This is a genomic window from Actinobacillus minor NM305 (assembly GCF_000175195.1).
GTDB classification, from domain to species: Bacteria; Pseudomonadota; Gammaproteobacteria; order Enterobacterales; family Pasteurellaceae; genus Haemophilus_A; species Haemophilus_A minor.
Genome location: NZ_ACQL01000101.1, coordinates 101,431 through 112,667, shown reverse-complemented (window position 1 = coordinate 112,667; position 11,237 = coordinate 101,431). Strand labels below are relative to the sequence as shown.

The 11,237-nt window shown below is 37.5% G+C and carries 13 protein-coding genes; 7 read left to right on the top strand and 6 right to left on the bottom strand.

Annotated elements, in window-relative coordinates; genetic code table 11:
* The 3 genes from AM305_RS07750 to yfbV form a co-directional block, all read right to left on the bottom strand.
* The coding region (locus AM305_RS07750; RefSeq protein ID WP_005824681.1) for a transporter permease at positions 1–206 on the bottom strand (206 nt) is incomplete at its 3' end.
* Between the two features lie 58 nt (positions 207–264).
* The gene (gene ttcA, locus AM305_RS07745) at positions 265–1,197 is read right to left on the bottom strand and encodes a tRNA 2-thiocytidine(32) synthetase TtcA (RefSeq protein ID WP_005824679.1); all 933 of its coding nucleotides are present in this window, start codon (positions 1,195–1,197) and stop codon (positions 265–267) included.
* 84 nt (positions 1,198–1,281) lie between these two features.
* On the bottom strand, positions 1,282–1,716 hold the full coding sequence (gene yfbV, locus AM305_RS07740; RefSeq protein ID WP_005824677.1) for a terminus macrodomain insulation protein YfbV: 435 nt from the start codon (positions 1,714–1,716) through the stop codon (positions 1,282–1,284).
* Between the two features lie 123 nt (positions 1,717–1,839).
* On the opposite strand from yfbV, the gene AM305_RS07735 reads away from it, so the two are divergent.
* From AM305_RS07735 to AM305_RS07720, 4 genes are read left to right on the top strand one after another with little or no spacing between them, the layout of a single operon-like run.
* Positions 1,840–2,544 (top strand): hypothetical protein, encoded by a 705-nt coding sequence (locus AM305_RS07735; RefSeq protein WP_005824676.1) that lies wholly within the window; start codon positions 1,840–1,842, stop codon positions 2,542–2,544.
* A gap of 14 nt (positions 2,545–2,558) precedes the next feature.
* Positions 2,559–3,119 (top strand): septation protein A, encoded by a 561-nt coding sequence (locus AM305_RS07730; protein WP_005824675.1) that lies wholly within the window; start codon positions 2,559–2,561, stop codon positions 3,117–3,119.
* A complete protein-coding gene (gene yciA, locus AM305_RS07725; RefSeq protein WP_005824674.1) occupies positions 3,109–3,582 on the top strand; it encodes an acyl-CoA thioester hydrolase YciA in 474 nt (157 codons plus the stop codon). Before AM305_RS07730 ends, yciA begins: the two co-directional genes overlap by 11 nt.
* 29 nt (positions 3,583–3,611) lie before the next feature.
* Positions 3,612–3,893: a YciI family protein gene (locus tag AM305_RS07720; protein ID WP_005824673.1), complete on the top strand. Its 282-nt coding sequence runs from the start codon at positions 3,612–3,614 to the stop codon at positions 3,891–3,893.
* A 97-nt stretch (positions 3,894–3,990) separates the two neighbouring features.
* Here AM305_RS07720 and AM305_RS07715 read toward each other — a convergent pair whose 3' ends face one another.
* On the bottom strand, positions 3,991–5,295 hold the full coding sequence (locus AM305_RS07715; RefSeq protein ID WP_005824672.1) for a cation:proton antiporter: 1,305 nt from the start codon (positions 5,293–5,295) through the stop codon (positions 3,991–3,993).
* A gap of 180 nt (positions 5,296–5,475) precedes the next feature.
* Here AM305_RS07715 and AM305_RS07710 point away from each other — a divergent pair, with 180 nt between their 5' ends.
* The 3 genes from AM305_RS07710 (at position 5,476) to apbC (ending at position 10,124) form a co-directional block, all read left to right on the top strand.
* A complete protein-coding gene (locus AM305_RS07710) occupies positions 5,476–7,350 on the top strand; it encodes a SurA N-terminal domain-containing protein (protein ID WP_005824671.1) in 1,875 nt (624 codons plus the stop codon).
* A 93-nt stretch (positions 7,351–7,443) separates the two neighbouring features.
* The gene (locus AM305_RS07705; protein ID WP_005824670.1) at positions 7,444–9,018 is read left to right on the top strand and encodes a peptide ABC transporter substrate-binding protein; all 1,575 of its coding nucleotides are present in this window, start codon (positions 7,444–7,446) and stop codon (positions 9,016–9,018) included.
* 8 nt (positions 9,019–9,026) lie between these two features.
* The gene (gene apbC / locus AM305_RS07700) at positions 9,027–10,124 is read left to right on the top strand and encodes an iron-sulfur cluster carrier protein ApbC (RefSeq protein WP_005824668.1); all 1,098 of its coding nucleotides are present in this window, start codon (positions 9,027–9,029) and stop codon (positions 10,122–10,124) included.
* 68 nt (positions 10,125–10,192) lie between these two features.
* On the opposite strand, the gene AM305_RS07695 is transcribed toward apbC, so the two are convergent.
* Positions 10,193–10,570 carry a hypothetical protein gene (locus AM305_RS07695; RefSeq protein ID WP_005824665.1) on the bottom strand — a complete coding sequence of 126 codons (378 nt, stop codon included), beginning with the start codon at positions 10,568–10,570 and terminating at the stop codon, positions 10,193–10,195.
* 30 nt (positions 10,571–10,600) lie between these two features.
* Positions 10,601–11,152, bottom strand: coding sequence for a TorD/DmsD family molecular chaperone (locus AM305_RS07690; protein WP_035294230.1), 552 nt, complete (start codon positions 11,150–11,152; stop codon positions 10,601–10,603).
* Positions 11,153–11,237: the final 85 nt, after the last annotated feature.

The window sequence follows — 11,237 nt, the reverse complement described above, 5'->3', positions numbered from 1 at the left end:
GCGGTTTCAGCACCACCACCTAAACCGCCGGTAAAGGCTTTAATCGTTTTTTCTAATGCCTGAAATGCTGTAGTGCCATCAACACCGTTGTGTCCGATTACACCGCATACAAGAGCAGCAATAATGAGTGATATAACCACGTTAATACGCATTAAACTTAATGTGAGTAATACAATGATTGATATCACTATTTCATTAAATAACATTGTGAAACCCCTTAATGGTTAAAAATAAATTGTTGTGAATTGCAAAAAATATAAAAAATTAGACCGCTTTAAATTGGATTAAACCATTATCGGCGAAATCATTTTCTTCTTCCTCGAAAGCGACAGGAATAGTTGGCAGCTCTTCCTTATCAAAAGCAATATCGCCTTCTAACCCTTCGATAACTTGCCCGTGTTTTATGCCTTTAAAGTCGAATAAACGTGGATCGCATAAGTGCGATGGCGTGACATTTTGTAATGCACTAAACATCGTTTCAATTCTTCCCGGATATTGTCTATCCCATGTTTGAAGCATCTCTTTAACCACTTGACGTTGTAAGTTAGGCTGAGAACCACATAAATTACACGGAATAATCGGGAATTGTTTTGCCACAGCGTATTTCTCAATATCCTTTTCTTTACAATAAGCAAGCGGACGAATAACGATCTGTTTGCCGTCATCACTCATGAGTTTTGGCGGCATAGATTTTAATTTACCACCATAAAACATATTTAGGAAGAGGGTTTCTAACATATCATCACGATGATGCCCTAGTGCAATTTTAGTTGCGCCAAGTTCTGTTGCTGTACGATATAAAATACCACGGCGTAGGCGAGAGCAAAGTGAGCAGGTTGTTTTACCTTCAGGAATTTTCTCTTTGACGATACCGTAGGTGTTTTCTTCGACAATTTTATACTCAACACCAATGCTCTCTAAATACTCCGGTAGCACGTGTTCAGGAAAGCCCGGTTGTTTTTGGTCGAGATTAACTGCAACAATATCAAAATGAATAGGCGCATTTAATTTTAAATTTAATAAAATATCTAATAATGTGTAGCTGTCTTTTCCGCCGGATAAACAAACCATCACTTTATCGCCATCTTCAATCATATTGAAATCAGCAATCGCATTACCGACATTGCGGCGTAAACGTTTTTGGAGTTTATTTAAATTGTAAGCTTGTTTTTTTTCTTTATCTGATAACGTTGTCATAAGTCTATAAATGAATAAAACCGAAAATAAATGAAAATGGCACAAGCAAAATGCAAGTGCCGATGTATCGTTGATTGCTATTGATTATAACTCATCAAAGTATTTATTGCCCCACGTTTTTTCAGCCAGTTGCAATAAATTAGCAAAATCTTGATATGAGGGCATCGTTTGTGTATCAACGTTGATTTGTTCGCTAATGAGTTTTTGGCGGAGTTCTTCATACCATTTTAATAATGAAAGTGGTAGAGGCGATTTTGCCCGTTTCCCTAACCAATATAATCCTTGAAAAGGGATACTGACAGCAAATAGCCCTGTAATAATCGAATTGACTAAAACAGATTGTGTCGGCTCGCTAAAGAAGTATTGCCATAAGATCGCAAAGCAGGCAAAAGCCGGCATAAACCGAGCCGAGAATTTGACTAGCCGGATGAGACGGTAGTCAATCATAAATAATCCGAGTTTTTTTTGATTAGGTAACGTATTTAAATAACGTTGCCCGGCTTGGAGAGTTTCATTCATATCACAACCTATAAATGGCTTTATGTGAGAGAAAAGCCAAATTTTAATGCATATTCAGCAATCTATTGTTATACTTTACTACAAATTTTTAACGTTTTACTAGCCATAAATAAGGATTTTTTCATGTTGATGAATTTTCCACAGTTAATACAAGATAGTTGGAATTTTATCCGAAACAGAAGCCAATTCTCATTATTTGCCATTATCTTGCTTGTTGCAATTCAAGCAACCGTGTTGTTGGTTATGCCAAATAGCCCCGTTTCAGCAGAGGCGTCAATTTCTATGCTGTTGCCAACAGTGATTATCGGTATTGCTAATGTTTATGTCTCTTTATTACTGATCTTAAACATTAAATCGATTAACGCTGGGCAATATCACGCATTTTTACAAAATGCGCTCACAGCCTTTAATAAATTATTACCGGCAATTGGTCTTTATATTTTAATGGTATTGCCCCTTTCATTTGGATTATCTTCCGTATTACTGAGTATGATGAGTGGGAATGGAGTAAGTATTATTTCACTTCCATTGTTGGTAATGGGGATCTTCATTTTTATGAAATTATGTTTATCTATTTATATTTATTTAATAGAGGAATATTCTTTCGGACAAGCGGTAAAATTTACGTGGAATTTTACTAAAGGTAAAATGAATTTAATGATCGGATATTGTTTAATTGCGAATGTTTTACCTCAACTATTGGCTGGTTTAGTGAGTAAATTAGGCGACAACATTGCAGTAATGATTATTTCGTTTTTTATTTCGGCATTTTTATCACTGTTTACTACTATTTTTGGTTTCCGTTTTTATCAGGCAATTCGCCAATAAAAGAGCGTATCACTATGAAACAATTACTTGAATTTATCCCTCTCATTTTATTTTTTATTGTTTATAAAGTATGGGGAACGCAAGAAGCAGCTATAACTCTAGTGGTTGCTACCGTTATTCAATTAATGGTACTCAAAGTGCTTTACGGTAAGATTGAAAAAATGCAGCTCTTTGTGGCTGGATTTGTGGTCGTTTTTGGGGGATTAACCGCTTACTTTAATGATGATGCCTTCTTAAAATGGAAGGTAACCATCATCAATGCATTATTTGCATTAGTCCTTTTAATTAGCCAATTTGTTTTAAAAAATCCAATTATTAAGCATTTATTAGGTAAAGAAATTCAATTACCAAATCATGTTTGGGCTAAGTTGAATTTAGGTTGGGCAATGTTTTTTATACTTTGTATGTTGCTTAACTTATACATCAGCCACTATATGTCTAATGATGCCTGGTACACCTTTAAAGTCTTTGGTTTAACCGGTTTAAGCCTTGTTGCGACGATTGTAACAGGTGTGATGATTTATCCTTATTTACAAGAAAATGCGAAAGCGCAGGAAAAATACAATGAAAAATAAACCTTATACAAAAGAACCTAACGGCAAGTTGATTTTAAGAACCCTTGCAATGCCATCAGATACCAATGCAAATGGCGATATTTTTGGTGGTTGGATTATGTCGCAAATGGACTTGGGAGGCGCAATTTTAGCTAAAGAATTAGCAAAAGGAAGGGTGGTTACGGTAACCGTAGATAAAATGATTTTCCATCTTCCAATTTCAGTTGGTGATGTCGTTTGTTGTTATGGGACGTTAGTCCGTGTTGGGCGCACCTCAATGCAAGTGAAGGTTGAAGTCTTTATTAAACAAGTTTATGAAGGTAATCGTGAACGCTTCCGTGTAACCGAAGCATTGTTTACTTATGTAGCGATTGATAAAAATGGCAGACCTCGTGAAATTCCTCGTGAAAATAACCCTGAATTAGATGAAGCATTAGCCATTTTAGAAACGCTCAACCTTCAGGAAGAGCTAGAACAAAATTAGTTTTTACCATCAATAAAAAGGAAAAATCTATGTATTACGTTATTTTTGCACAAGATAATCCCAATATGCTTGAAACTCGCTTAGCTGTTCGTCCGGCGCATCTTGCTCGTTTAGAACAGTTGCAATCAGAAGGGCGTTTATTAACAGCGGGTCCAAACCCAACCGAAGATGGCTCAAGCGTTACAGGTTCAACCGTGATTGCTGAATTTGAATCACTTGCTGATGCGCAAGCTTGGGCAGCAGAAGACCCTTATGTTGAAGCAGGTGTGTATGGCGATGTGATTATTAAGCCATTTAAGAAAGTATTTTAATAAGCTTAAATAGCGAAAAACCGAGCAAATTTTCATTGCTCGGTTTTTTTATCTCATTTGCAAAAATGTGAATAAATATAACCGCTTGTAACACATATTAATGGCGGCTAGGTTGTAAATACTCTTCTCGATTTGGATCGACTGTTTTGGATTTTCTAATCATCGGCTCAATAGTTGAACCTTGAACAAGAATAGAGAACATCACAACCGCATAAGTCATCACAAGAATAAGATCTTTAACATCAATCTCTCCGACAAAAGCGGTTTTGCTTGGGATAGAGAGTGCCATTGCTAAGGCTAGTCCTCCACGTAGCCCACCCCATGTCATGATTTTTAATGTATATGGGTTATAAGTACGGATTTGCTGCATGGCTTTAAATGGAATCCATAGGCTTAAATAGCGAGCAATTAAGCAGATTGGAATTGCAATGATCATCAGCACAACTCCGTAGAATTCAAAATCAACAAGCAGCAATGCAAAGCCGATTAAGAAGAAGAGCAATGAGTTTAAGAAATGGTCAATCATTTCCCAAAAATGGTCTAAATAGCGTTGGCTTTGTTCAGAAAAGCCCGAACGGCGCGTCCAGTTACCAATCATAATGCCTGAAACAACCATCGCTAAAGCGCCTGAAACGTGTAAGATATTATTGGCAAACATAAACCCTGCTGTTGGGATTGTGAGTGTGATCATCATTTCCAGTGAACCATCGTCAGTAGAGGAAATGAGAATGTGAGCAATAAAACCAAGCAAGAAACCAAATAAAATACCGCCAATAGCCTCGTGTAAGAAAAGGCTACTAATGCCAGAAAAAGTGGCTTCTTGTCCGCCGAAAGCAACGGCAAATACGGTAACGAAGATGACTAAACCTACGCCATCATTAAAGAGTGATTCGCCTTCAACTTGCATAGATAAACGTTTAGGCGCACGCAAATTTTTAATAATGGCTAATACAGCAATCGGGTCGGTAGGCGAAATTAATGCACCAAAAACAACACAATAAATGAAGTCGAGAGGAAGCCCAATCAAATTAGCGACAGCCCATACCAGTATCGCAATAATAAAGGTTGAAGCAAGCGTAGAAAAAAGCGCAAAGGTGGTAATTTCCCATTTTTGGTCTTTTAATACAGGTAATTTTACGCCAAGCGAACCGGCAAAGAGTAAAAAGCCTAAAATACCGTTTAGTAGGAAACTTTTGAAATCAATTTTTTCCATGACATTTTTTGCGATGTCATCAATGTTAAACCAGCCTAAAGAACCTAAAATCCAGACTAGCAGAGAACAGACCATTGCAGCTGCAGTAATGGCAATGGTTGATTGCACTCTTGCACTGATTTTGCTGGTCACGAAACCGAGTAAGATAGAAAGCGCTGCTAAAAAGCAGATATATGCATAAATGCCCATTAGGGAAATCCTATGAAAGTCAAAATTGACGGGAGAGGAAATTAAAACAAATTTTAGACGTAAATGAAAGTAAATATTTTATTGATAAGGCAAGATTAAAGAAATTCAGATTTGAGAATTATCTTCTTTCCAGTATAATTCAAAGAATTTTTTGATTACGAAAATAGTAGGAAAAATAGCATGATTGAAAAATGGCATGATCGGACAAATAGTCTGGGCTTTAAAATTATTTTTACCCTTGTTTCTTTATCATTTGTTTTAGGTGGTATCGGTAGTGGGCTTGTTGCTACAGACGATTCAGCAGTAAAAGTAAATGGCGAAGGCATCTCTCAGCGTACCTTTACGGATGCGAAAAACCGTCAGCAAAATATCCTTTATAGCCAAAAGGGGGGCGAAGCATGGGATTTATTGGATAAACCGGAATATGCTCGTGAATTCAATCAGTCTGTACTTAATAGCCTTATTAATGATGAACTTTTACGCCAGTATGCCAAGTCATTAAAATTAGATGTGGGCGTTGATCAGATTAAATCTGAAATTGTGCATGATGCTAATTTCCAACAAAATGGCAAATTTGATAACAAATTATATCAACAAACTTTACGCAATGCGGGTTTAACGACAGATGGTTACGCTGCAATTGTGCGTGAGGGTATGATTTTTTCTCAAATTGAAGAAGGCATTATCAATACCTCTTTTGATTTGCCGGCTCAACAAGAAGCATTAGCAAAATTGTTATTCCAAAAACGTGATGTGAGATTAGCAACTTATTCTTTAGCGGATGAAGCTAAAAATCAAACGGTTTCGCCTGAAGAGTTACAATCTTTTTATGAAGCACATAAAAAGCAGTTGCTTACTCCGGAAACATTTACTGTGGAGTATCTTGTTTTAACGCCAAAAGATGTTGAAAAGCGTATTCAAATTACCGATGAGCAGATCGCAACATATTACGATAAAAATAAAGCACAATTTGTAACAAAAGGCGAAGCGAATTTAGCGCATATCCAAGTAGCAAATGAAGCAGAGGCAAATGCGATTGCACAACAGCTAAATAACGGTGCAGATTTTGCAACATTAGCGAAAGAAAAATCGACTGATAAATTATCAGCAGCGCAAGGTGGTAATTTAGGTTGGACGAAAGCAGGAACTTTCCCTCAAGCCTTTGAGAATGCAGCGAGCCAATTACAAGTTGGACAAGTAAGCCAACCGATTAAAATTGATAATGCTTACCACATTATTAAAGTGATTGATCGTAAAGCGGAAAACATTATTCCGTTAGCTCAAGTAAAAGATAAAATTACTGAAACAATCCGTAAAGAGCTACTTGCTTCAGAATACTCTACTGTTGCTCGTGATATGGCAAATAGTGCTTTTGAAAATAGTGGTTCTTTAGAAGCCGTAGCAAAAGTGGCAGGCTTAGAAATTCATAAAACGTCTGCATTTACGCAAGCTAATGTACCGGCAGAATTACAACATGAAGCGGTTGAGAAAGCGTTATTTGAAAGTGATTTACGTCAAACAGGGCAAAATTCAGAAGCATTAGATGTGGGCGATTCAACCAATCCTCGTACTATGTTTGTTCGAGTCAGTGATTTCCAAGCTGAACGTGAAAAAACACTTGAGGAAGCTAAGACAGATGTTGAAGCGATGGTTAAACGAGAAAAAGCAGAGAAAGCTTTACTGAGCAATGCGGAAGCAAATTTAGTGGCTTTAAATGAAGGTAAAAATAATATCTCGTTTGGAGAAACACAAACGCTTGTTTACGCTCAAGCTCAAGTGCAACAACCGGTATTGGCAAAAACGGTATTTAATATGCCAAAACCAGCGGATAAAGCGACCTATCAAATTGCACGTAATGTAAAAGGCGATGTAATTATTGTGGCGCTAGATAAAGTATCTGATGGTACTCTGGCTGAATTTAAGCCGTTAGAACCTCAGTTTGCAGAAGCTAATCGCACGATTTTACGTAATGATTTAGTGAAAGATTTACGTGAGAGAGCATCAATAGATGTCAATGCAGAATTTATGGAGCAGCTAATCACTCCGGCTCAATAAGATAGAAAACACCTAAAACCTTAATGTTTTAGGTGTTTTTGTTTATATTGAACTTTCGTATAATAAGATAAATTTTTTTCTCTAGGCAATGATATGAAATTACGACATATTCAGTTACAAGCGGTTAAAATCGTAAAAAAAGTGGTAAAAATGACCGCTTGTGTTGCGCTGCTTACAAGTTGTGATAAATTGAATTCATCGCCCGAGAAAGTTGAGGAAGTTAAACGTTACAATGAAATTTATCAACTTCAACAGGCACAAATACAACGAACATTAACTCGAGGTATTTACCAAACGGAATTTGAGTTAGATCCGCATTTTGTCAGAAATAATGAGCAGGCCGCACCATTACGAGATCTTCTTGAAGGATTGGTAAAATTTAACGTAAAGGGCGAGATTCAACCTGCTGTGGCACAAAGTTGGTTTACAGAAGATTACCAAACATGGTTATTTATTCTGAATCATAAAACATGGTCTAATGGAGAACCTATTACTGCAGAAGATTTTGTGACGAGTTGGCAACGTTTGGCGGATCCTGCCTCTCAATCGCCGTTGTCGTCCTATTTAACCTATCTTGGTATAAAGCATGCTAAGGATGTTTTATCAGGTAACAAACCGGTCAGTGAGCTTGGGCTTGAAGCACTTAATCCTTCAACATTGAAAATTACGCTTGAAAAAGCAAACTCTCAGTTACCTAAAATGTTAGGGCATATCGCATTATTACCAACTTTTCGTGGAGAAAAGCCTCAAGGTAAATTTGTGACAAATGGAGATTATCAATTCAGTGATAGGCAAGAGCAACAATTACAGCTAGTCGCTCGTGATGAGTCTCTCTTTTTTCAACGTGTGAAATATGTTTTATTACGAAATGTTGTAGATACGTCCGTAGATTTTATTGAAAATCCAACCGCTTCACATGTGCAAGATATCGTATATTTGCCACGTTTATGTACGTATTTTTATGAATTTAATTTTCAAGATCCTCAGCTACAAAAACCGGAAATTCGCCGAGCCCTTAAAGCCATGATTTTCCCAGCAAGAATTAAAGGGGAAAATGGGCTTTTAAATCATTCGGTATTGCCTAAAACGATGCGGGCTGAAGTAGAAAATCGTTGGTCTCCTGTTGTTGTAGAGCAATTACTTACTCAAATGGGGATTAACTTAAATAACCCATTACGGCTAAATGTTATTTATGATACACAAGGGCAGCATCCACAAATTGCAAAACAGATGATGAGAGCCTTGGCACAATCTGATTTAATTCGAGTTGAGCCTCAAGAAGTTGATTGGAATACATTACTTAACCATCATGCTCAAAAAAACTACCAACTAATTCGTTCAGGTTGGTGTGCGGATTATGCAGATCCAGCTGCATTTTTATGGAAATTCCACTCTCAAAGCCCAGATAATAAAAATGGCTATCACAATGCTGAGGTAGATAGTGCGTTAGAGAAATTACAAAAAAGTACATTATCAGAAAAAGAAAGGGAAGATTTAATTCAATATATTGCACAACAATTAGAAAACGATATTGCGATTTTACCGCTGTTTCAATATCAGCGTAAAATCATGATAAAGCCAGAGCTTACTGGTATTGATTTACGTAATACCAGCGAAGTGATTTATAGTAAAGATTTATCTCGAGTAACTTCTCAAAGTTCAAATTAAGGAAAACAATGAATCAATTAACAGAACAACAACTTAATGAAATTAAGTTTGTATTACAAAATTTCTCTCATCTAACGTTAAAGAAAGATCTTATTGCGCTAAATGCATTAAAAAAAGCTGAATTGGGTGCTGGGATTTTACGCCTTGAATTAACTATGCCGTTTGCTTGGAACAGTGGATTTGAAGCGTTAAAAGTGGCTACGGAAGAAAAGCTTAAAGAAATCACAGGTGCAAGCGGTGTAAAATGGGTATTAAATTACAATATTGCCACCTTAAAGCGTGCAAATAATCACCCAGCGGTTAATGGCGTTAAAAATATTATTGCAGTTACTTCCGGCAAAGGCGGTGTTGGGAAATCAACGACATCGGTTAATTTAGCTTTAGCGTTAAAAGCACAAGGGGCAAAAGTGGGGATCCTTGATGCCGATATTTATGGTCCTTCTATTCCACATATGCTTGGTGCAAAAGATCAGCGCCCGACTTCGCCAGATAACAAGCACATCACGCCTGTTGAAGTTTATGGCATTCAGTCCAATTCTATTGGCTACTTGATGTCGGAAGATAGCGCAACCATTTGGCGTGGTCCAATGGCAAGCAGCGCATTAAGCCAATTACTAAATGAAACATGGTGGAACGAATTGGATTACTTAGTGATTGACATGCCACCAGGTACAGGGGACATTCAATTAACCCTCTCTCAACAGATCCCGGTGACTGGGGCTGTAGTAGTAACGACACCGCAAGATATTGCGTTATTAGATGCCATAAAAGGGATTTCAATGTTCCAAAAAGTTTCGGTACCGGTACTTGGTGTCATTGAGAATATGAGCGTGCATATTTGCCAAAATTGTGGGCATCACGAAGATATTTTTGGAACGGGGGGCGCAGAAAAAATTGCGAAGAAATATAGCACACAAGTGTTAGGGCAACTTCCGCTTCATATTCGTTTACGCGAAGATTTAGATAACGGTATGCCAACAGTAGAAGCCGCACCAGAACACGAAACCAGTCAAGCTTATTTAGAACTTGCAGCAAAAGTAGCAGCTGAATTATATTGGCAAGGCAGTGTGATTCCTTCGGAAATTATGATTCGTGAAGTGAAGTAATTATTAAAAGAATAAGCGGTATGATTTTGTCTTTGTTTTACTAAATCATACCGCTTTACTTTTTTATATTACCAACAAGCATAACAATAATGCCAAGGATAGAAATGAGGACGCTCATCGTAGTAACGTCTCATTTCTTCAATTTCGATCTGTTTTTTATAGTTATCCCATGCGAGCTTATTGCAAGCTTGAAACATCGGATCATTGATTTTTTGCGTATAGCGCTTCATTAATGCTGTTTTTTCTTGCTCTGTTTGGCTAATTGGCGGGTCATAAACTTGCTCCATCAATTGTGCCGTTTCAAGATCGCATTGTTTCGCAATTTCAACGGAAAGCTTTTGTTGCGCTTTGATTTGCTTTGCTTGACGAGCAGCTTGTTGCTCGGGAGTAAGTGTGCAAGCTGTCATTAAACAGACGGATAATGCAAATAGTAATTTTGTTTTCATTTACGCCTCCTTCAGAGAATGCTATTTAGCTTATTCTGATTCCTCCAATTCATCAGACATTGCTGATAAAGCATCACGGGTTAATTGCGCGATCGCTTTATAAAAGCCTTGATCGTGCGTTTCGACTAAACCTAAAAATTTACTCATACAAGGTAATAAAAATTGCTCGAAAAGCGTTTGTTGTGCCAACGTTGAGTCTAAATTATCTTCAATCCAAGAAGCTGTTAATAGCAATAAAGCAATATGATCCGCATGCTCAAGCGCAGGCATTGCACGTTCCTGTCTAAAGGCGACGAAATCTTCGACTGAAATTTTATAGGCAGAAATTGTTGTAGCAATAGCACCACCCTCGCCAAAAAGCGCTTGATAGTCGGCTTGTAATTGGGTAGGGTGAGCATATTTTTCAACAATGGTTAAGGCTAAGTCGCTTTGTGTATCGGTGGCTAAAGCCCATTGGCTACGTAATCCCCCTTGGGCGAGCCAATTAAATGTTGCCGTTAGTACCGGATCGGTGGGTGAGCGATAAAAAAGATTGCCGAATAAGCGGCACAGCAAAGAAAAATCGTTAATCATTTCGTTCATAGTCAATAAACAAGCGGTGTAAAATGTTAGGGGCTGTTTATCTTTCAAAAAAGGCTGCGACGGAGCTTGTTTTTTGCCCAATCAA